The following is a 25,532-nucleotide window of genomic DNA, read 5'->3' as shown; positions in this document are numbered from 1 at the left end:
TTTTTCTTGTTCCTCTCCACTTTTCTGTTATATACTTTGTTGAAATGATTTTTAAGGGTAAAGGAGAGATATTGATGAGTAAAAAAATCGTTTTAGCTATCGGCGGAAACGCGATTATTAAAGAAGGTCAAAAAGGTACGCTTGAAGAGCAAATCCAAAACATTGGTGAAAGTAGCGGTCCAGTTCTTGACTTAATCGAACAAGGCAATACAGTTGTCATCACTCACGGAAATGGCCCGCAAGTTGGGAATACGTTAATTAAAAACCAAATGGCGGAATCTGTTGTTCCAGCTTATCCTTTAGATGTATTGGATGCTGAAACACAAGGTAACCTTGGTTATTTGATCCAGCAAGAATTCAAGAACAAAATGGTTGAACGTGGCATTAACAGACCGATTGCAACAATTGTTACGCAATCCGTTGTTTCTAAAGAGGATCCAGCATTCGCGACTCCGACGAAACCAATTGGTCCATTCTACACACAAGAAGAATTAGACAAAATTCTTGAGACAGAGAAAATTTCATACATTGAAGATAGCGGTAGAGGGTACAGACGCGTTGTCGCATCTCCAAAACCGGTTAGAATCGTTGAGAAAGAAGCTATTGAAGCACTTCTTGACAAGGAAATTACTGTTATTACAGCTGGCGGCGGCGGAATCCCTGTCACTGAAGAAAACGGTATTCTAAAAGGTACAGATGCTGTTATCGATAAAGACTTCGCAAGTGCATTACTTGCAGCGGAAGTAAAAGCAGATTACCTATTCATCTTAACGGGTGTTGAACAAGTGGCGATCCACTTCGGAACTCCACAACAACAAAACTTGCTTGAAATGACAGTTGAAGAAGCACTTCGTTATATGGAAGAAGGCCACTTCCCGAAAGGAAGCATGGGTCCAAAAATCGAAGCAGCGATTATGTTCTTAGAAAAAGGCGGCAAAAACGTCGTCATTACTTCAATCGACAAGCTAAAAGATGCTCTTGAAGGAAAAACGGGTACACGAGTAACACTATAATCATAAAATGAGACAGCCCAGAAAGTCAGTGAAATCACTGATTTTCTGGGCTGTTTTTTGATTTAAATGGCAGGATTGAAGGATTTATTGAAAAGTATACGATTAGACCAGTAGGATTGTCCATCTCAGATTGTAAAGGCTACATATCTTGGTACAGAGAGCGCTCTCAAAAATAAAAAGAAAGAGGTTACAATATGGGGTTACTTATACCAAAAATTGCTGCGACGAAAACAGCTAATTCTGTCGTTTTAAACGAAGTAATCGTCTACGATTGGTCAATTGTTAAAACAGCTACACCAGAAAATATTACGTTTAACTTCTTTGCATCTGATACAATACCCGTTCATTACCGAATTACTGCAGATAGATTTGTACAAAGTGAAACAAGAACGTATACAGTATCCGGCTCTGTCTGTGTTTCGAATTATGGAAATGCAACGACTACTGGTTTGGAAATTTTGGATGAAATTCAGTTCCGAGCCGCGCCTGACCTCGATTTCACGACAATTGCTGGACCATTCCCATTAACAGGTTTGCATGAATTAGCCCCTGGGGAAATTGCTTGTTTCCCATATGAAATATCATTTTCAGATCATGGTCCTGGGGAGTACCGTAATGTCGCAGTCGTAAGCATTGATGAAAGAGAGTTTCCACTTGTCGTGACTGCGCCTATTAATGTCACAACTCCAACATGTACAAACTTAACAGAAATTGATGAAAGAGCCACGATCGAATCTGATCAAATCATTGAACAACCGGGTGGATTCCTACCAGGATTCTTCGATGTTTCTGGGCCAATTGGGATTTCCTTCCCGATTTTACTGGATCCAACGGACACGCCACAGGTGTTTAACTATACAAGAAATATTTTCAAAGGAATACTCACATTTGTAGAAGGAGATGTCGTAAACCGAGTAACATTGGTTGAAGACGATTCCGGAGAAATTCGTCAGACGACAGCTACGGTCCATCTAAATACTATCTTCTTTGGACTAACCGAAGCGTTACCTGTCAACATTGCTGGAAGAGCAATTAATACAGTTGAAGAATTAGTGGAGTTCAGTAAAAATGCAACTGAAGAACAACGTCAGAACCTCATGGATATAGTAAACCGAAAGGCATAATCTAGGACAACGCGCGCGGTTGATATAGATTGCAAAAACGGGTCCTCATAAAGGACTCGTTTTTGTATGTTTTTGGTAAAATGAGTATAACTCCACATCCTTAATCCAAACTTCTGCATTTTCTCCATTTCGATCTGCCTTCCATAGATCTCCATGGCCCTCCACCAAATCACTTTGTCTTAGCCAAGTGATTTTATCAATGGAAGTTAAAAACTGTGGTTGATAATCCCCTTTATTCTTATGAGGATTTGTCAGTTTGATTTGACGTTCATCAGTCAAAGAAACTAAATATAAAACTGGTTTTGGTCGTTTTTTTGGGTCATTGGACCACTCTGTTTCCTGAACCCTTGAGACAATAAGTGAATTGTCATCAACCCATGTGAAGCCCATTTCCGCATAATTTTCAGGTGTAAGATTAACGGTTGAATCCATGGGAATCTCTGTTACTTTCATATCCTTATTTTTAAATCCAAAGACAATCCGTCCTCCGCCTGCGATATAGCCAAGAAGATTCTTGGTATATGCCCATTTGGGAGTAAACTCCAAAATTACCTCATCTATCACTTCAAAATCTTTCCCGTCTGAAGAAATCAATGCAAGCATGTCACTGTCCATAGACCAGGATGCAGTAGGAGAAATAACAAATGAAATCCATTTTCCATCTGGGGAATAAGTAAGTTTTTCCGCCCCGATAGAAATGACACTCACATCACCTTTTCGTACTTCTTTCGGGACCACAAACAATTTCTTTCCATGGTCCATTAAATCAGGAATGTTCCTATAGCCATTTTCAATTGAGATCGTATAAAGGATCGTATGGGTCCATCCATCAGGACGAAGAGATGCACCGGAAGAAGCGATAAAACCTTTTCCATCAGGCTGCCATGTGTAATCATCCACCCCTAATGCAATATTATAGAAGTTTTTCAAATCGGAAATATTCAAAACACCCCCCGCATTGAAGGCGACAATATTCTCAATAGGCGACCATTGAGGATTATTACCGTTGTAGAAAATTTTTTGATGCTTTTTAGTTACGACATCATATACCCATAATTCATTTGACGTTTTATCGGGATCATCAGGGGAATCAGTCACAAGTTTTTGATAAAGCAACATTTTACTGTCATGCGACCATTCCGGTGGAGAAGGATAGATTGCCTTCTCCTCAGTTATTTTTTCTTCCTCGCCGTTTGTTTTAACAAAAAGAAAGCCATCGCGCGTAAAAGCTACTTTTACCTGATCAGTGTCTGTATTTGCATGGGAAATAGGTGGTATCAGAAGAAATAAAACAACCAGTAATTGAAATAACTTCACAATTATCAACACCTTTCGTTTAATAGGTTCTCCGTTAACTAACAAAGTAAGCGTGTGAAAAACTGGCAAGTATCACAAATAGCGTGCTCCTTTTAGAGACTCGCTTGTTTAAATGAATTTAGTAATTAATTTTGGTTTGTTTTTATTTTTTAACAAAATATACATCAGTAATCAAATTGAAATGTGTCCGTTATATAACTGAATGATGAACGTTTAGTGACAGTATTTCACGTTTTCAGGTGAAGTTTTTGTGAAGTGTAGTTCATCTAATTGTTTTTAGTTTTTCATTCTATTAAAATAAAGAACAAGATGTTGAAGTCACACATTACTTCGGTTGTTTAACAGCTTATAGATTAAAAGGAAGGGGTTTCTTCATGATAAAGAAATGGACTTTTTTAAGTTTAGTTATTGGCCTTCTCGCAGTGTTGGCGGGTTGTGAACCACTAATGGTTTTGGATCCTAAAGGGCCGCAAGCTGAAACGACTGCCAATGTCATTTGGATTTCAATTGCGACGATGGCAATCGTAGTGATTGCTGTTTTCGGACTGATGGCGTATGTCGTATTTAAGTACCGCGCTTCAAAACAAAGTGAGGATTATGAACCACCACATATTGAAGGGAATCCGATTGTTGAAACATTCATCGTTGCAATTCCAGTAATTATAATCATTTTCCTTTCAATTGTTACGGTCAAATCCACATATGAAGTTGAGGCGACTCCAAAAGGATATGAGGATCAAGAACCGCTGATTGTCTACGCTTCATCCTCTGACTGGAAGTGGCATTTCAGTTACCCTGAAGAAGATATTGAAACAGTGAACTACTTATATATCCCGACAGATCGTGCATTGGAGTTCAGACTTTACTCTTACGGTCCAATTACAAGCTTCTGGATTCCACAATTAGGCGGACAAAAGTATGCGATGTCAGACATGATCACTACTTTGCACCTCGCAGCGGAAGTTCCAGGTGAGTACATGGGAAGAAACGCAAACTTCAGCGGGAAAGGCTTCGCCGAAAACATCTTCCACGTAGAAGCCATGCCTCCTAAGGAATTTGATAAATGGGTTGAAGATGTAAAAGCGAATGCTGAACCCCTTACTGAAGAAAAGTTCGATGAATTGTTAGAACCAGGTCACCTCGGTCAATTAACATTCAGCGGAACTCATTTAGGGTTCCTACCACCACCCGAAGGTCATCACGGTTCAAACGAACACGATTCAGAACACGCACATGAAGAGGAAGACACAGACCATTCAGGTCATTAATAGCTCTAATCTTTTTTTAGATTTTCGAAAGGAGTACAACAAGAATGGATTACTTTGATCGATTTGCCATACCTCATCCAAGCCCCGCAATCTACGCATCAATGGTTGCCATCGGTCTAACGATGATTGCAATAGTTATAGGTTTAACCTATTTCAAAAAATGGGGATATTTATGGGGTGAATGGCTAACAACGGTTGACCATAAACGAATCGGTATCATGTACCTCATCGCCGCATTGCTCATGCTATTCCGCGGAGGGGTCGACGCATTAATGATGCGTGCACAAACTGCCGTTCCCGATAATACTCTGTTAGATGCACAACATTACAATGAAGTATTTACAACACACGGAGTTGTCATGATCATCTTCATGGCAATGCCATTCATATACGCATTAATGAACTTTGTCGTACCACTCCAAATCGGGGCACGCGATGTAGCATTCCCACGTTTAAACGCACTTAGTTTCTGGTTGTTCTTCATGGGAGCAATGCTATTCAACATCTCATTTGTCATTGGAGGTTCTCCTGACGCCGGTTGGACATCATATTTCCCACTTGCAGGGAATGATTTCAGTCAATCGGTCGGTACAAACTACTACATGCTGTCGATTCAAATTGCAGGTATTGGTACATTAATATCTGGTATTAACTTTATCGTTACAATTTTCAAAATGAGAGTACCTAGTATGAAATTGATGAAAATGCCAATGTTCACATGGACTGCTTTAATCACAAATGCAATCGTAGTTTTCGCATTCCCAGTACTAACCATTGCTCTTCTACTTGGAACGATGGACCGGCTATTCGGCACACATATCTTCACTATGACGAATGGCGGAATGGACATGCTCTGGGCGAACTTATTCTGGGTTTGGGGGCATCCGGAAGTATATATTCTTATATTGCCGGCATTCGGTATATATAGTGAAATCATTTCTACATTCTCACGCCGAAATCTTTACGGATACAAATCGATGGTCGCTTCAATCGTGGTCATTTCATTTATGTCCTTCTTAGTTTGGATGCACCATTTCTTCACGATGGGGCAAGGACCACTTTCCAATAGTATTTTCTCCATCACGACAATGGCGATTGCGATTCCAACCGGGATTAAGATCTTCAACTGGCTGTTGACGATGAGGAAAGGGAAGATTAAGTTTACGGTACCAATGCTGTATTCAGTAGGGTTCATCCCGATCTTCACAATCGGTGGGGTGACAGGGGTCATGCTTGGTATGGCGAGTGCCGATTACCAATACCATAATACGATGTTCTTGGTCGCGCATTTCCACTACACAATCATTCCAGGTGTCGTCTTCGCGATGCTTGCGGGTCTAACGTATTGGTGGCCGAAAATGTTTGGTTTCATGTTAAATGAACGTATCGGAAAATGGGCATTCTGGTTTGTCGCAATTGGCTTTAACGTCACATTCTTCCCGATGTTCTTCACGGGGTTAGATGGACAAGCACGACGTATGTACACATATTCCGAAGCAACTGGTTTTGGTCCGTTGAATATGCTTTCCTTTGCTGGGGCAATCGGACTTGCAATTGGATTTGCATTGATCGTATACAACGTTTATTATAGCGTGCGCCATTCTTCAAGGGACATTGGATCGGATCCATGGGATGCTCGTACACTTGAATGGGCAACGCAAACTCCAGTCCAATCATATAACTTTGCACGGACTCCACAAGTCGATTCAATCGAAGCGCTTTGGGATCATAAGAGAAACGGGAAGCCGATATTCCAAGGTGAAATCGAAAAGATTCATATGCCGAATAATAGCGGTATGCCGTTTATCATGAGCTGTATTTTCTTCGTCTGGGGCTTCTCGTTCGTATTTAGCATGTGGATCCCAGCGATTATTACAACGATAGCAATATTCGCATGCATGGCACATCGTTCATTTGAAAAAGACGACGGACATTATATTTCTGTTGAGGATATTAAAGCTACGGAAAAAGATTGGGAGGTGTTGACTGATGAAAATAGATAACTCGGTTCCTCTTGAATATGCAACTGAACAAAATAAGATGAATATATTTGGTTTCTGGGTTTTCATCGGTGCGGAAGTAATGCTTTTTGCAACCCTCTTCGCGACTTACTTCACATTAGAAAACCGTATTGGAAATGGACCAGCAGGAGCTGAGATATTTGAGCTCACTCCTGTTCTCATTGAAACGTTTGTGCTCTTAACAAGTAGTTTCACGATTGGTCTTGGTATACATGCAATGAGAATCGGACGAAAGAATGCCATGTTGACTTTCTTTTCGATTACATTGCTGCTTGGTCTTGCGTTCCTTGGCGTTGAGATTTATGAGTTCATGCACTATGCACATATTGGTGCGGGTCTTCAGGTTAGTGCCTTTACTGGCATTTTATTAACAACATTGGGAACGCACGGGGCTCACGTAACGGTTGGTCTTTTCTGGGGACTATTCATCATTATGCAAGTGAAGAAAAAGGGCATAACGCCTCAAACGGCCAATAAGTCGTTTATCTTTTCGCTTTACTGGCACTTCTTAGATGTTGTTTGGATTTTCATTTTCAGCTTCATCTATTTGAAAGGAATGATGTAAGATGATTGAGTTATTCCCACGTAAACAAGTGATGGGCTTCGTCTTTTCATTGGTTCTGACGGCAGCTGCGTTGACTGTCTATTTCTTGGATGTGTCATTTAATGTCGGGATTACGATTCTTTTAGCTACTGCTTTTGTGCAAGCGGCCGTTCAGTTGGTCGGATTTATGCATGTAGGGGAGTCAGAGGATAAGACGATAATTTATATGAACATCTACTATGGCATCGCTATAGCGTTGTTCACGATTTTTGGTACGTTGTTGATCTTGGTATGGGATATGTGATACCCAAAAGCGGAGGACGCTTGCGACCACTGCTCGTAACGCTACGTTTTTACTCGCAAAAGGCCGTTCTTCGTGACGGCTTTAGCTGCGACAGGCGCTGGAGGGTTTGAAAAAAAGGCGCTCTTTGCCTTTTCTTTCAGAACCGAAGCGACCCGAGCAGATAGCGTCCGGAGCTGGATGATAATATATAAAAAAGGGAGCGCCCGCTTTGGGTGCTCCCTTTTTGGCTTTTTATTGCATAAGTTGTCTTTTTACTTTTTCTTGCATTTCTTCTGTTGCGACGAAAAAAATGCCCATTAGGAAAATGAATATGGCTCCCATTACTGTACCAATTCCTACGCCTGTGATGGCGCTGTAATCGCTTACGAAAAATCCGTATAAGAATATGGCGATTCCGATGGTAAGGATGGTTAACCCGACTACTTTTACTGCATTCAACATTTTTAATCTGGAATCCATTACCAACACCCCTTTTCTTTATTATTTACCTTGTTCACAAAGTTGTCAAATATTTTTTTGGGCCCTTCCGTTTTTAGGCCTTTAGATGCTCTTTTCGGTTTTGGTATATGAATATGTAATTGCTTCATCTAAAATTGAATGTATATTGACAAAATTCTTTCACGGGGGTATGGAAATGGTTGATAGTAAAGAATACATTGTAAAGAATGGAATGATTATCGATGTGGAAAATGGGGATTCTTTCATCGGTGCAATTGAAGTAAAGGAAAATAAGATTTCGAAAATTTATCGTTCGACTGAAATGGTACCGGATCACCTTCCAACTGTCGATGCTGAAGGGAAATTCATCATTCCAGGGTTGATTGACATGCATTGTCATATCCAGGAAAATTTTGCTCCGCATTTTTTGGCGTCCGGCATCACGACGGTCCGAAATACAGCTGGAAATGTGATATTTCTTCAAAGCTTGATCGAAGCTCCGTTAGATGCGCCGACACCAAGAGTCTATGCAGCAGATCGGATGATTGACGGAGAGCCAGGGCTTTGGGGGCCGACGAGCTTCGGAAACTTGGTGACCGAAGATCCGGAAGAGGCGAGAAAAGAAGTGAGAAGACAGGCTGAGGTGGGAGCGAAATTTATAAAACTTTATGGATGGGCGAATAAAGAAGTGATGAAAGCAACGGTTGACGAGGCGAAAAAGTTCAATTTGGAAGTGAGTTGCGACATTATTCATTCCAAAGAGTTAAATGCCTTGGATGTAGCTAAATTTGGTGTCACTTGGTTTGAGCATGCATCCGGGTTTGCTCAGGCGCTTTATCCGGGATGGTATCCATCGGCAGACCAAACGGAGTGGAGTCATATTAATTGGGATGAACCGGACGAAAATAAGATAAAAGAGCTTTGTGAACAGATGATTCAATACAATGTCAAACTTTGCCCAACGATTGTCCTTTCAGACCAAGCGGAGAGGTATCCTGAAGTTTGGTATCCAAAGAACAAAATAACAAACTCTCTGGAAGAAGGGAATATACTGATTGACCATTGGAAGGCGATGGAGAGCAACATTGAAGGAGTGAAAGAACAAGTCGGTAAATTGACGAAGTTCACCAAAATCATTGCGAAAACATATTACGATTTAGGTGGTACGGTTGTAGCTGGAACAGATACGCCTGCGCTCCTTTATACGTTTCCTGGAATGGCGCTTCATAGGGAATTGGAGATTTTCAATGAAATAGGATTTACGGAATTGGAATCCTTGCAAGCCGCAACAATTCATGCAGCCCAGTCCATCAATCTTGAGAATATCGGTGTGATAAAAGAAGGCTATATTGCCGATCTTGTTATTTTAAGCGAAAATCCGCTAAAAGCTATTCGACATACTACAGACATCCATCGCATCATCAAAGGCGGTAAACTGTATAGTCAGGATGAAATCCTTGCGCATATACCAAGCGAAGAGGATATGAATAATAAGATAAGTGAATTCCAGGAAAAATGGGATGCTTACATGGGACAGCAAGTAAATTAAATACTAAAAGTAGGAGGTCAATCGTATATGATTGGCCTCCTACTTTTGATCAACTAAGTATTTTTTTCAGCACTTCTTGCAATTATTACATTTAGATTTATCCGCACCACATTTTTTGCATTTCGCCATTCAATCACTCCTTTGCATGGTATATTCAACTTTATTCTACAGTCGGCGGGGTTATGCACCGCTATAACTTGGCCTATTAAATAATCTCTTTCACGCGACGGGTAAAGCCATTAACTGTCATTGGGGACAAGTATAGTTCCCGAATGCAAGGGAATCTTAAGGCCAACATATCAAAGGTGGAGGACTTGCTATGACGAAAAAAGCTTGGCTACTTCTTGTCTTCATTTTCATAGTGGCGTTAAGTTTTGCGACGCCAAACAAAGCTGCTTTTCTTAACTCAAAGATGGAGAAGGATGAATTATATAAAGAGATACAGTCAAAAAGTGAGCAGCATGAAGTAAAACCAATTGATGCGAAAATTGATAGAGTATGGAAGGCTATCCCGGGATACAATGGACTACGAGTTGATGTTGAAGCGAGTTATAAAAAGATGAAGAAGGCGGGCGAATATGATGAATCAATGCTCGTTTTTGAGGAAATACCACCTGCCGTTCATTTGGACGATTTGGAGCCTCAACCAATCTTCAGAGGGAATCCCGAAAAACCAATGGTTTCACTACTCATTAATGTAGCTTGGGGCAATGAATTTATCCCACCCATCCTCAAAATTTTAGATGAACATGAAGTGAAAGCAACATTTTTCTTTGATGGAAGTTGGACGAAAGCGAATCCAGATCTGGCTATAATGATTTATAAAAAAGGCCATGAAATAGGAAACCATGCGTACAGTCATCCGGATCTTCAGAAACGTTCGAAGGCCGAGACAATGGAAGAAATCACAAAAACAAATGATGTCATTTTTGAAACCTTGAACGTTCAAGCGAAATGGTTTGGACCTCCAAGTGGGAGCTTCAATCAGCAAACTGTAGATGTAGCGCATGAGCTGAAGATGAAAACGATACTATGGACGGTTGATACGGTTGATTGGAGAAAACCTGAGCCTACTGAAATGGTCAATCGAGTTGTCTCCAAGGTGGAAAACGGCGCGATGATTCTTATGCATCCAACTGATCCTGTAGCCAAAGGCTTGGATAGGATGATTAGGGAAATAAATTCTAAAGGACTACGTATTGGAACAGTAAATGATCTTATGAGTGAAAAAAGGATAGAATGATGCTACACACAAAGCCCACATTCGATGTAGGGCTTTTTCTTTTTATGAATCCCATGCCAAATAGGCGATGCACCCATTCCTTAAGTCGTACATAAAATAGAAGAGCAACATTTATAGGATAGAAAGGGTGTAAAATTGGCGCAAGAATCTATGAATCAGTCCGATGGCTTGAACCGACATAAAAAGAAACCAAATTTCCTTTTCATCATTGTTGATGAAGAGCGTTTCCCGCTTGTCTATGAGAATGAAGAACTGAGCCAATGGAGGAAAACGCATTTGAAAACACAAGAACTTCTTCGTGATAATGGAATGTGTTTTTCCAATCATTATATTGGGAGTACAGCTTGTGCCCCCAGTAGGGCGACCTTGTTTACAGGACAGTATCCGTCCCTACATGGCGTAACCCAAACGCCGGGTGCTGCAAAGGGGTCGTTTGATGCTGATATGTTTTGGCTTGACCCAAATACTGTTCCGACCCTTGGTGATTACTTCCGAACTGCAGGCTATCGCACCTTTTGGAAAGGAAAATGGCATATATCTGAAGAAGACATCTTGATACCGGGTACACATGATTCATTGCCAAGCTATGGCACGAATACAGGTGTACCGAATCCGAAGAATTCACGGATATATGAGCGAGCAGATCGTCTTGAATCATTTGGGTTTTCAGGATGGATAGGTCCCGAACCTCATGGAAGTGATCCAAGGAATTCCGGCTCCTCCGCAGGGATGGGTGTAAGTGGCCGGGATGTAATCTATGCTAAAGAAGTCGTGTCGCTATTAAGTGATTTAGAAAAGGGGTATACAGAGGAGAGTAAGCCATGGCTTATCGTCTCGTCTTTCGTAAATCCCCATGATATCGTTTTACTTGGATTATTCACCCGTTTCCTACCGACCTTCAACTTTAAAATAGATCCTTCCGTACCAATAATTCCTCCCGCTCCAACTGCGGATGAAAGTCTTCAAACAAAACCGTCAGCTCAGAAAAGTTATCGGGATACGTACCAATTGGCTTTGCAACCGACATTCGATACAGATTTTCTTAGACAGTTCTATTTTTCACTCCAAAAAGAAGTTGACGATGAAATGTTCAAAGTGTTCGATGCGCTCCGTAAATCCATTTTTTATGAAGATACGATTGTTGTCTTTACATCAGATCACGGGGATTTGTTAGGCTCGCATGGGGGACTGTTTCAGAAATGGCATAATGCATATGAGGAATCTTTACATGTCCCATTGATCATCCATAATCCGAAACTCTTTTCAGGTAGAGAACAAACAGATATGTTAACATGTCATGTTGATATTATTCCTACATTATTAGGGCTAGCAGATATTCCGATTGACTATGTTCAGGATAGACTTAAGCGGGATCATACGGAGGTGCATCCACTAGTAGGGCGCGATTTAACACCGGTTTTAGAGGGGAAGAGAAAGTTTTCGCGTTCGAATGAACCGCTCTATTTCATGACAGATGATGAGTTTTCAAGAGGGTTGAATCAAGTAACATTAACAGGAAAGCCTTACGAATCTGTTACTCAACCAAATCACTTAGAGACCGTGATCACTACATTGAAAACGGGAAAAAATCATAGCGATGAAAAATGGAAACTATCCCGTTACTATGACAATCCTCAATTTTGGAGCGATCCCAATGTAGAGGATCAAGTTACGGTAACGAAAGGGACTTTCCCAATTTCGGATACTAGCGAGGCTGTACTTTCCATCACCACAACCAAAACGGAACCCGTGCCAGTACAATATGAAATGTACAATGTTACTACAGATCCATATGAGGAAAAAAACCTTGCAAATCCAAAGTACGCATCACCGGAAACAAAGTTTATCCAACATACATTATTAAAACTTCTTGAAAAACAAGCCAAGCAGAAGAGACTTACCCCGACAAGTGGGAATGGGCAGCGGGAGTGTTGAAAAAAAAGCCTTGCACGCTTGAATTATTGTGCAAGGCTCTTTCATTTTTTTCCGTAATCTGATTTTTTATCAACAGTCCGTAAAAAGTCTTTCGTCGTGTTGACCACATATTGGATTTCACTCAAATCCCTTTCCAAAAGCAAGGTTCGATGGATATCGATTAGTAACTTTTTGTCCGTAATATCCTCGATATCCGAGAGATTTTGGAAGTTAAATAATTCAACCGGTGTGATTTCCAAAGCATCCATGATTTTTTCAACTGTACCCAATGTAGCATTGCCTTTCCCATTTTCAATCTCCGATATCCTTGCCCTGGCGATTCCCGCTTTCTCCGCCAGCCATTCTTGCTTAATCCCCTTTACTTCCCTAACCATACGCAAATGGATTCCGACAAGCCGTATGAAGTTTGATGAAGTTGTCAAGCTAATCACCTCTAACTATGAGGTTAGTGTAATTTATGGGAATTTATTATCCTTTTATAAATTACAAAGATTTATATTTGTACTATATAACGTACATGTGCAATGAAAATGGAGATGGAGTTCTGTACGTTTTTGCATATGTGAAATCAACTAACTTTTAAATAACCGACAGCAGTAAAATGAAACTGTGTCGAAAACTCAATAAAAATGTTAAACTTATAGAGTTGAAATATTTAAAGGAAGTGTATCAAATGATAGGAAGAAATGACCCATGCCCTTGCGGAAGCGGTAAAAAATATAAGAAATGTTGCCAATCAAAAAAAGCAGTCTCAGTTGAAACGGTTCAAAAGGAAGAACTGGAGCGCGTACTGCAATCATTTTATGAAGAATATCCGGAACGGAAAGATATACCTGATTACTTGAAGTTAGCTAATGAATGGAAAAGCTCTTTAGAAAAGTATTTACCAGAGGAAATGATAGAAGCGATTTGTTTGGACGAATTCTTTTTCCATTATCGTTCCGATATCTGGCTCGGATATTTGGATAAGCAGAAGAAGAAAATAGTCCGTCCCTCAGTATTACGAGTTGTTGACGCTTGGCAGCAACCCCGCGCATTTATCGGGGAAGTAAAAGAAGTGGATGAAGCTTACATAACCGTTCAAATGATCTTTACGGATGAAGTGATCCGTTTACGGCGTGAAGGAGAGAAACCTGTACCGGAAGGCGTTCACTTATACTGCTTCATCTTGCCTGACGGAACAGGGAATGAAAATCACTACTTAGCTGTTTCAAGCCTAATTTTCTTCCCGACAGACCATACGAACGTGATCAATGAATTTGCTAAGCGATATTTACCAGAGGAACTGGTTTCCATATTTATAAAGGAAAATTCCTTAGAGTTCTGGAAGAGTCTCGGTGAATCTGGCTATGCCGGTGGAGAGTTTACAAATTTTGAATCCGGGGTTTTATTATCAGCCATGGAGTTTTTGGAAAAACATGATCGGGATCCGAATAAATTACTTGACGTGATTGAGGACTTTTTAGTGGAGCAACAACCAAATGCCAGGAAGGAAGTGGCCATTGCGGCAGGTGCTATCCGTTTCGGACAGGAACATTCATTTTTCGAGCCGTTGTCCATGACGTTGAAAGAGATTGCTGAATGGTTCGAAGTGTCCCCTTCGTCCATGAATAAGTATTATAAGGAATTGGACGCTTATTATAGTGACGTGGTAAAGGCTTAACATCTTTAGCTTTTGATTCGAATAATCGAATCAGAAGCTTTTTTTAATGGTGGAGAATTGCTACTATTATAAATGTATAGGGATTATCTAAAAGAATGGGGATGGGAACATGGCGATGCCAACACATATTGTAGCCTGTGGGGGGCTTGTTGAAGATGGGGAAGGGAATTTATTAATCGTAAAAACGCATCATGGAGGCTGGGTATTCCCGGGTGGGCAGGTTGAAGTTGGGGAGAACCTCATGGATGGCTTGATCCGGGAGGTGAAAGAGGAAAGCGGCATCGATGTGGAAGTCAGTCATTTGATAGGCGTGTATACGAATTCTGCGATTTACAAATGGTATGACGGAGTGACGGATGTACCTACGAAAGTGATGTTCGACTTTGCATGCAAGCCAATTGGCGGGGAATTATCCACATCTGATGAAACGACGGATTGCAGGTGGGTTCCTAAGGAAGAAGTGATCGAGTATATTAAGCAGCCAGCGATTCGGGCTCGCATCGAGGAGTATTTAAAGTTCGACGGCAAAGTGGAATACCAAGAATATGTGACACATCCGGAATTCGACGTGAAATTGAGCAGGAAAGTGTAAGTGAAGTTGACATTTATGCGTGAATAAATTCCCTTATGCGTCTTTGCGGCGATTTATGAGCAATTTATTACATTTATGCGCAGTTTCACGGAATTATACGCAAGTTTCCGAGTTTATGCGTGAATATCCAAATTTATGCTTATTTGCAAGAAAGTTTATCTACAATATGGACGAAAGAGCGAGTTTGCAAGATTTCATTTCTTTTTTACGAGGGGTCCCGTTTGTGTGGGACCCTTTTGCCGTTCATTTCCATATGGTATAGTCATTCTTATAGAAATTCTGATAAACGTTCAGAAAAGGGGAAATCGTATTATGATCGAAATAAGGGAATTGAAATTGGAGAAGGACAGACGGGTTATCATTACGTCCGATGTTCACGCAAACCTTCTACTGTTTCAACAATTGCTTAAGAAAGTGAACTACACGACAGATGATTATTTATTCATCAATGGCGATCTATGTGAAAAAGGGCCAGATAGTCTATCGACGGTGGCGTTTGCACGAAAACTTTGCGAAGAATCGGATCGGGTGTTTATCACGAAAGGGAATTGCGATGTCGTCCATAATTATGTTTTTAATAATGTTGAAGGCATTAAAAACTATATGACGAAGCGAAAACATTCCGTTTTGAATGAAATGCTTGAACGGCATGGGAAAGCGCTGGAGGATTTTGCGACACTTCAAGAACTTGGGGAGCATTATCGAAAGCATTTTCAAGATAAACTGGAGTGGCTGGACCAATTGCCAATAGCCTATGAAACTGAAGACTTTATTATCATCCATGCGGGGATTGAGGATATTCCCGATTGGAAAGGGACGAGTCATGAGTTTGCTTTATATACCCAATCGTTTTATGAGAAAGAACATCAAGCGGATAAAACCGTAATCGTAGGACATTGGCCCGTCGTCAACTACCGCGCTACTACTGCAAGCTCCAACTCACCAATCATCAATTTGGAGAAAAAGATAATTGCCTTAGACGGCGGCAATCAAATTAAAAGAGACGGGCAGTTAAATGCGCTCATAATTAACGGGGACGATATTGCTTATACATATGTTGATGAATTGAAAGAGAATATTATTACACGTAGTCATGTGGATGAAACAAATCGTGTTGGAACAGTCACCTATCCGAACTATGAAATACGTGTTTTAGAGAAAGGTGAGTACTTCACCCTTTGTGAAAATAAGAATCTTGGAATTCAACAGTGGATTAAAAATGAGTATATTCAAGAGAATATGTGCAAAAATGATTTGAGCACAACCTTCTTATCTGTTGAAAAAGGAGAGACCGTCTCCGTAGTTGATGACTGTCACGAAGGATATGCATTAGTAAAGTTGTGCAGTGGAGAAGTCGGTTGGATTCCGAAGGATTGTTTGTTGTAATTTTAAAAGCTTCGATGGCATTTGCCAGTCGGAGTTTTTTTGTGTGAGTCAAAGGTCCTGAAACGACGATAAAACTTGAAAAGTGACCGATAACTTCCTGATAGTGACCGATAAGCCTCGGTAAGTGACCGATAATTTTCCACAGGTGAAAAAAATCAAATGGAACAACTCCAAGCTTGATTACGTCATGTTTAATAAGAAGAATTCGAAGTCAAAAGGAGAAGCTATGTGGTTAATTAGCATGTATGTCATAGAGATGCTCTCGTATATGGTTGTTGCACTGCCAATTTACGTACTTATACGAACGATCATCATCAAAAGAAAGAAGCTTCCCGTAAACAAGTTGCATGAATTGCTGCTTGCTTTATTCATCCTCTACTTAGTCGGTCTTGCTTCCCAGACTATTATTCCGAAGTGGAGTTTGAGCGTGGACGGGAGTACGGGAAAGTTCTATTTTGATGTTTATAGCATTAATCGTCTATCGAGTGTCAATCTCATCCCGTTGCGAACGATTTTGAATTATTTTCAAGTTAATGAACATGTGAGCGGCTGGAGCAGCGTTTCGCTTGTGAATCTTCTTGGCAACATGTTCGTGTTTTCACCAATTGGATTTTTCATTCCTTTGTTGTGGAGTAGGATGGATTCATTTAAATCAATCCTGTTCATAGGATTTGGCGTCACTTGCTTCATCGAAGGCACTCAATATTTCATCGGTCGTAGCACAGATATTGACGATATCATCTTGAACACAATCGGTGTAATTATTGGGTATGGCGTCTATCTTGTATGGAAAATCCTTTCAGTACGTGAAAAAACTGTTGACTAAAAATAGTCACTTTGTTATGATAAAAACAACTTTCAGAAAGTAGGTGATGTTTTATGGCGAAAATCAATATGGCTATTGTACAAATGATCGGACCCATTCCATCACCCGCGAGACTTGCCAAATAGGCATGTCTATTCTGTTATGCGCGTGAAAGCATGGTGTCCGATCCGGAACCATGCTTTTTTATATTCACGAACATAATAGGAGGAATACCATTTGATTAATTTGAAAGAGTACGGCTGGAATGAAACACATGAAATGAACTTCAATGCACTAATAGATGAATTGAAAGCAGACAGCTACGTGGCAGGCCGTGTCACGCTTGAACATAAAAGGATGTATCGGGTAATGACTGAGGAAGGCGAATGGCTTTCCGTCTGTTCAGGAGCATTTCAACATGCAGCGTTTGAAAGACGGGATTTCCCAGCGGTAGGGGACTGGGTGTTAGTAGAGAGAATGCCCGGAGAAGATAGGGGCATCATTCACGCAATCCTTCCAAGAACATCACTTTTTTCAAGGAAGTCGGCAGGGTCAACAATTTCCGAGCAAATCATTGCGGTGAATGTCGATATCGTTTTCCTTGTCATGTCGATGAATCACGATTTTAACGCAAGAAGACTTGAACGTTACCTTGTCGCGGCATACGATTCGGGCGCAACACCAGTTGTTGTGCTGACGAAGAAGGATCTAAGTGAAGCCCCACAGTATTATATCGAACAGGCAGAAATTATCGCACCTGGTGCGGATATTTATTCTGTGAGCAATACTACTGGTGAAGGGATCGAGCCGCTCACTGACTTATTAAAGGGTGGTAAGACCGCGGCGTTATTAGGTTCTTCCGGGGTCGGAAAATCATCGCTTGTCAATGCGATTTGCGGAGACGGAACGATGGCGGTACAAGGCATTCGGGAAGATGATGCAAAAGGCCGTCACACGACGACACATAGGGAACTACTGAAGATACCGACGGGTGGCGTTCTGATCGACACGCCTGGGATGAGGGAGTTCCAATTATGGAATGAAAGCGAAAGTTTAGACTCCGGATTTAAAGATATTGAGGCTCTTTCCGAGACTTGCAAATTCAATGATTGCCGTCACATAGGGGAACCAGGTTGTGCAATACAGGAAGCACTTGATACAGGTGTTTTGTCCGCGGAGCGTTATGCTAACTATGTGAAACTGCAAAAAGAGATTGCCTTTCTTGATCGCAAAATGAACCGTCAAGCGCAGGCAGCTGAACGAGATAAATGGAAAAAGGTAACGAAGAGCATGCGAAAGCATCCTTCGAAGAAGAAGTAAGATGAAGTAGTGCAGTAGCAGAGGAGAAACTTCCTTTGCTACTTTTTTTATGATAGAAAAATTACTTTGCGCGTCCAAAGCAGGCTACCACCGCTCAACTATTCATGACAATTGTCATCTCATTCTATGACAGAGCATACTGAAAGTAATGTTCACAATTCCATATGATTGTAGTAAGGGAGTGTGAGCGTATGGAAACGGTTATCGACATTATAAATCTGACAAAAGAATTCAAAGGGAAGAAAGCAGTTGAGGATGTCTCTTTCTCCATCAAAAAAGGTGAAGTCGTAGCAATCCTTGGGCCTAATGGTGCGGGGAAGAGTACAACGATCCTTATGATGCTTGGCCTGCTGAACCCGACTTCAGGAAAAGTTTCGCTCTTCAATCAGCAGCCACAAGTTCAAAAAGTGCGGGAACGAATAGGAGTCATGCTTCAGCAAGTTAGTCTCATGGATGCGTTGAAAGTGAAAGAGGTCCTTGCCTTATTCAGGAGCTATTACCCAAGCCCGCTATCATTGGAAGAGATGATCCGCTTGACCGGACTCGGGGAAAATGAGTTAAAGAAAAGAACTGAAAAGTTATCCGGCGGACAAAAGCGTCGCGTCAGTTTTGCCCTCGCAATGGTAGGAAATCCGGATCTCGTATTTTTCGATGAACCGACAGTAGGCATGGATAGCACCGCACGGAGGGAGTTTTGGGCAACTGTCCGACAGCTTTCTGAAGCGGGAAAAACCGTGATATTTTCCACTCATTATTTACAAGAGGCGGATGATGCAGCGACTCGAATTCTTTTATTCAACAAAGGGAAATTGGTAGCGGATGGCAGCCCTTCAACGATCAAACAGCGATTGCTGAAAAAGACGGTTTCATTCAAAGTGCAGAAAGAATTCCCGAAGGAACAGTTTCTCACAATGGACCATATATCCGTAATCTCAGAGGAGAAGGGAAGAATCGTCATTCAGACAGAAGACACCGATCGTGTGATAGCATCCCTGTTCACTGAGGGATTACAAATATCGGATATCTCGATTGATAAAGGAAGACTGGAAGACGCTTTCGAACAATTGACAGTCGAACAGGGGGTATCGTGAATGAAGATGCTTTTGAATGAATGCAAAGTTGAAATGATCCGGATTTTCCGGAACCCTTATTTCGTCTTTTGGTCACTGCTTATGCCAATCATATTCTATTTCATCTTCACGAAAGTCGTTAACACAGGGGTAGATGATCAGGAGCTGTGGAATAAACATTTCCTTATGTCCATTGCGGTATTTAGTGTAATGGGGAGTGCGATTATGACACTTGGCATTCGGATGGTTCAGGAAAGGAATGAAGGGTGGACAACGTGGATTAAGGTGACGCCTCTACCAAGTTCAAGTTATTTTATCTCCAAGATGATTGGTCAGTCTGCGGTTCATGTTTTTTCGATAGGTGTCATTTTTTTAGCCGGTATTATTCTGAATGGTATCAGGATGACTTTCGCGGAATGGATATTATGCGCCATTTGGATAATGATTGCATCCTTCCCGTTCCTTGCGTTGGGCGTTCTTGTTGGCACGATGAAACGGGTGGATACTGCTTCCGGCGTGAGTAACATTGTCTATTTAGCGTTGGCGATTACAGGCGGTTTGTGGATGCCAATGGAAATCATGCCGAAGACGATTCAACTAATCGGGTCATGGCTACCAGCATACCATTATGGGAATGGCGCCTGGGGAATCATTCGAGGACAATTCCCGGAATTTAAAAGTATTGCAATACTGGCATTCTATCTTCTTTTATTTATGGTAGTATCAATATATATCAGAAGGAAACAGGAAGCGGTGTAAATATGAAGAACTTTAGGGTGTTTCCAAAAAAGTTTGGATTTATTCCTTATATATTTTTAGTCTATCTGGTGATGCCGCTTTACCAAGTGAACAAAGAAGTAGGAGTGAAAGCGGTAATCGGCTATGTCCTGTTACTGCTTTTTTTTATTTCGTACCGGCAGTGCTATCAACCGATCCATATAAAGAAATTTTACACGTGGCTATTCATTCAGGTGGCAGTCACTGTCATCTTCGTTGTCTTCTATGATCCATACAGCATATTTTTAGGTTTTTATACGTCTCACTTCATCGGCTGGATTGAGGATAAAAAGAGATTCGATATAGTCTTGAAGCTATTTGCGAGTATCGTTTTACTATGCGCCGGTTGGATTTGGTTTCACAATGGATTTTCTGGCTTTGTTGCTCTCTTGCCTTTTATAGTTGTAATCATTCTTTCCCCATACGGCGTCAGACATATGAATGAACGAATGGAATTGAAAAGCCAATTGTATGAAGCGAATGAACAAATCAAGACGCTTATTAAACAAGAGGAAAGGGTTCGGATTGCCCGGGATTTGCATGATACATTGGGGCATACATTGTCACTAATCACTTTGCAAAGCCAAGTAATTCAACGTATTGCCGAGCATCCCGATAAAGTTAGGACTGAAGCGAAAGGGATTGAGCAGACATCGAGGTCCGCACTTCAACAAGTTCGTGAGCTGGTGGCAGATATGCGAGTCAGCACAATCGAGGAGGAACTTGTTCATATAGAACAAATTTTGATGGCTGCAAACATCGAATTTCATTGCAGTATACCTGAAGTCATCACGGAGCTTTCCCCGCTTCAACAAAATATTGCGGGGCTTTGTTTGCGCGAGGCTTCAACCAATATTGTAAAACATAGTAAAGCATCAAAATGTTTGGTGACTGTCCAACAGGATTCAATTGGGCTCACTATAGAAGTTCAAGATAATGGTATTGGAATCGCAGACCGTCCGTGGGGCAATGGATTAAAGGGGATGGCCGAGCGACTTTCATTAATTGAAGGAGAACTGAATGTGTCGTATTTGGGTGGAACGATGATCGAAATTTCCATACCAATTGTAGTGAAGACGAAGGAAAGGGCGGTTGCTTTATGATCCGGATTGTAATTGCTGAAGATCAGCGTATTCTTCGAGGGGCATTGGGCACGCTTCTTGATTTTGAGGAAGATATGAGGGTAGTAGGCCAAGCGGAAAATGGTGTGCAGGCATTGCAACTTGTTCGTGATTTGGGTCCGGATATATGCATTTTGGATATTGAAATGCCGTTGAAAAGCGGGCTTGAAGTTGCAGATGAATTACAAGCATGTGGCTCTTCATGCAAAGTGATCATCTTGACGACATTTGCAAGGCCGGGCTATTTCGAGCGGGCGATTAAAGCGAAGGTACATGGATATATGTTGAAGGATGGTTCTATCGATGATTTGGCGGTTGCAATCCGGAATGTGATGCAAGGGAAAAGGGAATTTGCAGCTGAATTAATCATGAATTCCTATCATGAGGAGAATCCGTTAACAGATAGGGAGCAAGATGTGTTAAAACTATCTGCTGACGGAATGACAGCGAAGGAGATTGGCGCAGAGCTTTTTTTATCACCGGGCACTGTTCGCAACTACATGTCCGAAATCCTGCAAAAAGTTGAAGCGAAAAATAAAGTAGAGGCAATCTCCATCTGCCGAGAAAAAGGATGGATTTAACGAGCGGTTAAAGAAATAAACGAGCACTTCTACGAAAGAACGAGCGGATATCGGAATAAACGAGCGCTTCTACGAAAGAACGAGCGGATATTGGAATAAACGAGCGCTTCCGCGAAAGAACGAGCGGATATTGGAATAAACGAGCGCTTCTACAAAAGAACGAGCGGATTCAGAGATAAACGAGCGTTTGTGAAAAACATAAATAAAACAGACTGCGGATCATCGGAACTCGATGGTCGCAGTCTGTTTTTTTATCCCCGCGGATTTTTATGAATCCGCTCTTTACGTAAATCTTCCTTCTGATCATCCAAGTTAATGGTATCTACTGTTTGCATGTCCTCGTGCATATCAAATAAACTCACTCCTTCAGAAGGAATTCCCTCGGGATGCGCCAAATAGCGAAAGTCGATATCCTTTCGATCTTTTTTGGACATGTTGCTTTTCAACTCTGACATCTTCACTGCCTCCCCATTGTGTACTCACCAATAGGATGGCAATATCAGCCCCATTTATCCACAAAAGGCTTCCCAACACGTCTATCGTCTACGCGACGCCGCAGTCGTTTTTCCTTTGGAAAGTAATTTCCGTACAATCGGATAAACGACTGGAGCCCATTTAATAGCTGTTTTAATAAATCTTCCTATTTTCATTTTATTACGCTCCTTTTATTTATTAATTTGCCCTCTCTTACAGAAAGATAAACAAAACATTCACCTCTATAACTGTTGCAGAATGCCAATCAATTTCTTGTTTAGCATTTTTTATACTTTCTTTTTTAAAGAATATGTTTGATTTTAAAAGTTTTGGGGCAGGATGGGGGAAATTGTAAGAGAGGAGAACTACTTTCCAATGAAAATGAAAATGATTTTTTTAACTGTTGTTCTGACATTTTCTTATAGTGTTTTAGCTGAAGCAGCCCCAGTCAGCTCAACAGAACAGGCAGAATTTAAAGGGGACATAGTTAGTGTCAATTTTGAAACGCAAGAATCTGTTGAAGATATAGAGACTATCCAAAATGACGTTCCATTTATGGAGTTATTGGCGGGGGAAATACCACATATTTATCCACCGCTTGAGATTTTGGATGATGTACCCCAAACGTATACGGTAGTGGAGGGGGACAATCTATTTCGGATAGCGATGAATCATAATGTCTCTCTTCTTGAGCTAATGAGTTGGAATGACATAACCGGTGATCTAATCCATCCGGGGGAAGTCTTGGTGGTTGGTGGGGGGAAATCTGTTGAAGATGTAGGGATTGTCCAAGTCGCATCGATCACACCTGAAACAGTCCCGGAATCAAAAGAACCAAAGGAACCAGCATTCCAAGCCTCAATTTCAACACCGCCCGCAAGTGTTGGGGACGAATTTATTGTTACTGCTACTGCATACACAGCGTATTGCGCAGGTTGTTCAGGAACGACTGCATTTGGAATTGACTTACGGTCCAATCCAGATCAGAAAGTAATTGCAGTAGATCCGAAACTCATTCCACTTGGAACAAAAGTATGGGTTGAAGGTTATGGTGAGGCGATTGCGGGAGATACTGGAGGAGCTATAAAAGGACATAGAATTGATGTCTTCATCCCTTCCTATGACAGCGCTATGGAGTGGGGAGTAAAAAAAGTAAAGATTATAGTTTTGAATTAAGTAGACATGCATTGGGAGTCAATTGTCCCCCAATGCGTGTTTTTTAATTCCAATAAGTCATAACTGATTCAAGTTTCTCTGTATGGTACAATTATCTAAAAGGGCATAAAATTGGGGGAATTATTATGATAGATATGAACCGTGAGCTTTACAATTTCTTATGCGAGAATACAGACTTGATAACTGAGAAATGGCTATTGGATCGAGAAGACCTGAAAGGATCCATTTACTCAATAAACGCGGGTGAGTGGGCTGAAAAGCTAATAAGTGAACAAAATACATTGACCAATCTGACTGTCGCAAGCAGTTTGTTAAATGATTGCAGCGTGTTTCAGAAAAATAAAATAAATTGGGCTTTAGTTATTACAGAAAGTAGAGTAAATACCAATACACCAATTTTTGAAGTCTTAGATGCACTTTCTAAGCTTAGATCGACATATTGGTTCTATATTGAGCAATTTGTTGAAAGAGAAGGGGAGAGGGTTCTTCGTTCGGACATCATGGGCTGGGGCATTACCATTCATAAGGCATTGGACGAACTAATGGTAGAGTTTTCAAAGAGATACGATGACTTGATGAATAACAGATTAGATGCACAACAAAGCCTGATTGAAGAACTGAACGCGCCAATTATTAAGCTGAATTCTTCAATTGGTGTGTTGCCCCTTATAGGAGATGTCGATACGACACGGGTTCAGTCCATATCGGACTACGTTCCCTATAAATGTACTGAGCTTGATGTAAGCAACCTTTTCATCGACTTATCAGGAGTATCCATTCTTGATACAATGGTGGCGAATCATATCTATCAACTTACCCAGGTTCTTGGCTTGCTTGGTATTGAATCGACGATAACAGGAATCAGGCCAGAAATCGCACAAACTTCAGTCCAATTAGGATTGGATTTCTCTAAAATCCATACAACGAGTTCATTGCAATTAGCCTTAAAGACTATGTTTAAAGAAACAACAATATAAAACAAATAAGAAAGCATCCGGCATTACGACCGGATGCTTCTTTACTTTATCTCGATACCAAATAGATCTTTCATAACAGAAGGTTTTTCAGTATGTGTGATTACTCTATTTTTCTTATTTCCTTTTTCATAAATGGATAGTTCATCATCATATAATGAAATCCGACCAGTTTCAGTCGCCCTCGTAATAATATCCACATGAGTGAATGTTGAATCCGCAGAAACTTGATTGAAAACACAGCCCTCATGGAAATCTTCAAGGCGCTTCTGTGTTGCTCTGAACTTATAAATCATGCGGGATTCCCCATTTCTTGTCCGGTTAAGTACATACATTAGATTATCGAATTTCTTAACATCGTAACTTCCGCCTGCATCAGTACATAAATCACCATTTAACGGGATTGGAAGGATTGTAGAATCTCCAAAACCGACATCTACAAGATACGTTTCATCCAAATGAACGAGTATAGCCGCATGTGTCTCGGGCTTTGCCCATTTCCCATTCGGTCTGAAGACGGTTGCTGCGACCAAGGATGCATCATATCCGAGTTCGACCAATAGCCAATGAAAAAGTCCGTTTAACTCGTAGCAATAGCCCCCACGTATTCGTGTGACGATTTTCTCATAGATTGTAATCAAGTTTAGATAAATAGGAACTTTTCGGATGACATCTAAATTTTCAAATGGAATGTTAGTCATATGCAAAAACTGCAGTTCCTTCAAGTTCTTTAGAGAAGGATCCGTCAAATGACTTGCGTTAAAACGCATTAGGTACTTGTCAATATTCATTCCCCTGACCTCCTTGCTTATTTATTCCTATCCTATCATGTTAGGA

The 25,532-nt window shown here is 41.0% G+C and carries 26 protein-coding genes; 20 read left to right on the top strand and 6 right to left on the bottom strand.

Annotated features, from left to right (window positions below):
* Positions 1-74: 74 nt before the first annotated feature.
* Both arcC and ACFPZG_RS13385 read left to right on the top strand, forming a co-directional pair.
* Positions 75-1,013, top strand: a complete 939-nt coding sequence (gene arcC, locus ACFPZG_RS13390; RefSeq protein WP_317940974.1) for a carbamate kinase — start codon at positions 75-77, stop codon at positions 1,011-1,013.
* A 194-nt stretch (positions 1,014-1,207) separates the two neighbouring features.
* Complete coding sequence (locus ACFPZG_RS13385) at positions 1,208-2,137, top strand: hypothetical protein (RefSeq protein ID WP_283734035.1); 930 nt, start codon at positions 1,208-1,210, stop codon at positions 2,135-2,137.
* Positions 2,138-2,182: 45 nt separating this feature from the next.
* On the opposite strand, the gene ACFPZG_RS13380 is transcribed toward ACFPZG_RS13385, so the two are convergent.
* A complete protein-coding gene (locus ACFPZG_RS13380) occupies positions 2,183-3,454 on the bottom strand; it encodes a TolB domain-containing protein (protein ID WP_283734036.1) in 1,272 nt (423 codons plus the stop codon).
* Between the two features lie 374 nt (positions 3,455-3,828).
* Between ACFPZG_RS13380 and qoxA the strand changes: the two genes are divergently transcribed.
* From qoxA to qoxD, 4 genes are read left to right on the top strand one after another with little or no spacing between them, the layout of a single operon-like run.
* Entirely contained in the window at positions 3,829-4,722 is an 894-nt protein-coding gene (gene qoxA / locus ACFPZG_RS13375; RefSeq protein WP_283734037.1) for a cytochrome aa3 quinol oxidase subunit II, read from the top strand.
* Positions 4,723-4,766: 44 nt separating this feature from the next.
* On the top strand, positions 4,767-6,725 hold the full coding sequence (gene qoxB / locus ACFPZG_RS13370) for a cytochrome aa3 quinol oxidase subunit I (RefSeq protein WP_317940973.1): 1,959 nt from the start codon (positions 4,767-4,769) through the stop codon (positions 6,723-6,725).
* On the top strand, positions 6,712-7,308 hold the full coding sequence (gene qoxC, locus ACFPZG_RS13365) for a cytochrome aa3 quinol oxidase subunit III (RefSeq protein ID WP_283734038.1): 597 nt from the start codon (positions 6,712-6,714) through the stop codon (positions 7,306-7,308). The genes qoxB and qoxC overlap by 14 nt, the downstream gene beginning before the upstream one ends.
* Before the next feature lies 1 nt (position 7,309).
* Positions 7,310-7,591 (top strand): cytochrome aa3 quinol oxidase subunit IV, encoded by a 282-nt coding sequence (qoxD, locus tag ACFPZG_RS13360; RefSeq protein WP_283734039.1) that lies wholly within the window; start codon positions 7,310-7,312, stop codon positions 7,589-7,591.
* Between the two features lie 231 nt (positions 7,592-7,822).
* Here the strand turns inward: qoxD and ACFPZG_RS13355 are convergent, their stop codons facing one another.
* Positions 7,823-8,050, bottom strand: a complete 228-nt coding sequence (locus ACFPZG_RS13355; protein ID WP_283734040.1) for a hypothetical protein — start codon at positions 8,048-8,050, stop codon at positions 7,823-7,825.
* 175 nt (positions 8,051-8,225) lie between these two features.
* Between ACFPZG_RS13355 and ACFPZG_RS13350 the strand changes: the two genes are divergently transcribed.
* From ACFPZG_RS13350 to ACFPZG_RS13340, 3 genes are all read left to right on the top strand, one after another.
* On the top strand, positions 8,226-9,578 hold the full coding sequence (locus tag ACFPZG_RS13350; protein ID WP_317940971.1) for an amidohydrolase family protein: 1,353 nt from the start codon (positions 8,226-8,228) through the stop codon (positions 9,576-9,578).
* Between the two features lie 319 nt (positions 9,579-9,897).
* The gene (locus tag ACFPZG_RS13345; RefSeq protein ID WP_317940970.1) at positions 9,898-10,821 is read left to right on the top strand and encodes a polysaccharide deacetylase family protein; all 924 of its coding nucleotides are present in this window, start codon (positions 9,898-9,900) and stop codon (positions 10,819-10,821) included.
* A 135-nt stretch (positions 10,822-10,956) separates the two neighbouring features.
* Complete coding sequence (locus tag ACFPZG_RS13340) at positions 10,957-12,756, top strand: sulfatase-like hydrolase/transferase (protein ID WP_317940968.1); 1,800 nt, start codon at positions 10,957-10,959, stop codon at positions 12,754-12,756.
* 41 nt (positions 12,757-12,797) lie between these two features.
* Here ACFPZG_RS13340 and ACFPZG_RS13335 read toward each other — a convergent pair whose 3' ends face one another.
* Positions 12,798-13,178: a helix-turn-helix domain-containing protein gene (locus ACFPZG_RS13335; RefSeq protein WP_283734043.1), complete on the bottom strand. Its 381-nt coding sequence runs from the start codon at positions 13,176-13,178 to the stop codon at positions 12,798-12,800.
* 251 nt (positions 13,179-13,429) lie between these two features.
* Between ACFPZG_RS13335 and ACFPZG_RS13330 the strand changes: the two genes are divergently transcribed.
* The 9 genes from ACFPZG_RS13330 to ACFPZG_RS13290 all read left to right on the top strand — a co-directional run bounded on the left by ACFPZG_RS13330 (position 13,430) and on the right by ACFPZG_RS13290 (position 22,071).
* Positions 13,430-14,419 (top strand): YecA family protein, encoded by a 990-nt coding sequence (locus tag ACFPZG_RS13330; RefSeq protein ID WP_317940967.1) that lies wholly within the window; start codon positions 13,430-13,432, stop codon positions 14,417-14,419.
* Positions 14,420-14,528: 109 nt separating this feature from the next.
* Positions 14,529-15,011 carry an NUDIX hydrolase gene (locus tag ACFPZG_RS13325; protein WP_317940966.1) on the top strand — a complete coding sequence of 161 codons (483 nt, stop codon included), beginning with the start codon at positions 14,529-14,531 and terminating at the stop codon, positions 15,009-15,011.
* Between the two features lie 312 nt (positions 15,012-15,323).
* Positions 15,324-16,397 (top strand): metallophosphoesterase, encoded by a 1,074-nt coding sequence (locus ACFPZG_RS13320; protein WP_317940965.1) that lies wholly within the window; start codon positions 15,324-15,326, stop codon positions 16,395-16,397.
* 145 nt (positions 16,398-16,542) lie between these two features.
* Entirely contained in the window at positions 16,543-17,223 is a 681-nt protein-coding gene (locus tag ACFPZG_RS13315; protein WP_381427586.1) for a VanZ family protein, read from the top strand.
* Between the two features lie 219 nt (positions 17,224-17,442).
* Positions 17,443-18,522 (top strand): ribosome small subunit-dependent GTPase A, encoded by a 1,080-nt coding sequence (rsgA, locus tag ACFPZG_RS13310; RefSeq protein ID WP_283734584.1) that lies wholly within the window; start codon positions 17,443-17,445, stop codon positions 18,520-18,522.
* A gap of 191 nt (positions 18,523-18,713) precedes the next feature.
* On the top strand, positions 18,714-19,613 hold the full coding sequence (locus ACFPZG_RS13305; RefSeq protein ID WP_317940963.1) for an ABC transporter ATP-binding protein: 900 nt from the start codon (positions 18,714-18,716) through the stop codon (positions 19,611-19,613).
* Complete coding sequence (locus ACFPZG_RS13300; protein ID WP_317940962.1) at positions 19,614-20,351, top strand: ABC transporter permease; 738 nt, start codon at positions 19,614-19,616, stop codon at positions 20,349-20,351.
* Between the two features lie 2 nt (positions 20,352-20,353).
* Positions 20,354-21,472: a sensor histidine kinase gene (locus ACFPZG_RS13295; RefSeq protein ID WP_283734049.1), complete on the top strand. Its 1,119-nt coding sequence runs from the start codon at positions 20,354-20,356 to the stop codon at positions 21,470-21,472.
* Positions 21,469-22,071 (top strand): response regulator transcription factor, encoded by a 603-nt coding sequence (locus tag ACFPZG_RS13290; protein ID WP_283734050.1) that lies wholly within the window; start codon positions 21,469-21,471, stop codon positions 22,069-22,071. Before ACFPZG_RS13295 ends, ACFPZG_RS13290 begins: the two co-directional genes overlap by 4 nt.
* Positions 22,072-22,322: 251 nt before the next feature.
* Here ACFPZG_RS13290 and ACFPZG_RS13285 read toward each other — a convergent pair whose 3' ends face one another.
* Both ACFPZG_RS13285 and ACFPZG_RS13280 read right to left on the bottom strand, forming a co-directional pair.
* Positions 22,323-22,526 (bottom strand): hypothetical protein, encoded by a 204-nt coding sequence (locus ACFPZG_RS13285; RefSeq protein ID WP_283734051.1) that lies wholly within the window; start codon positions 22,524-22,526, stop codon positions 22,323-22,325.
* 81 nt (positions 22,527-22,607) lie between these two features.
* Positions 22,608-22,715, bottom strand: coding sequence for a hypothetical protein (locus tag ACFPZG_RS13280; protein ID WP_381427636.1), 108 nt, complete (start codon positions 22,713-22,715; stop codon positions 22,608-22,610).
* Between the two features lie 205 nt (positions 22,716-22,920).
* On the opposite strand from ACFPZG_RS13280, the gene ACFPZG_RS13275 reads away from it, so the two are divergent.
* Both ACFPZG_RS13275 and ACFPZG_RS13270 read left to right on the top strand, forming a co-directional pair.
* Positions 22,921-23,721: a 3D domain-containing protein gene (locus ACFPZG_RS13275; protein ID WP_317940960.1), complete on the top strand. Its 801-nt coding sequence runs from the start codon at positions 22,921-22,923 to the stop codon at positions 23,719-23,721.
* Between the two features lie 125 nt (positions 23,722-23,846).
* The gene (locus tag ACFPZG_RS13270) at positions 23,847-24,698 is read left to right on the top strand and encodes an STAS domain-containing protein (protein WP_317940959.1); all 852 of its coding nucleotides are present in this window, start codon (positions 23,847-23,849) and stop codon (positions 24,696-24,698) included.
* A gap of 41 nt (positions 24,699-24,739) precedes the next feature.
* On the opposite strand, the gene ACFPZG_RS13265 is transcribed toward ACFPZG_RS13270, so the two are convergent.
* A complete protein-coding gene (locus ACFPZG_RS13265) occupies positions 24,740-25,486 on the bottom strand; it encodes an arylamine N-acetyltransferase family protein (RefSeq protein ID WP_283734057.1) in 747 nt (248 codons plus the stop codon).
* Positions 25,487-25,532: the final 46 nt, after the last annotated feature.

It is taken from the genome of Sporosarcina thermotolerans (genome assembly GCF_042658975.1).
In the GTDB taxonomy this organism is placed as follows: Bacteria; Bacillota; Bacilli; order Bacillales_A; family Planococcaceae; genus Sporosarcina; species Sporosarcina thermotolerans.
This window is presented reverse-complemented; position numbering and strand designations above follow the sequence as displayed.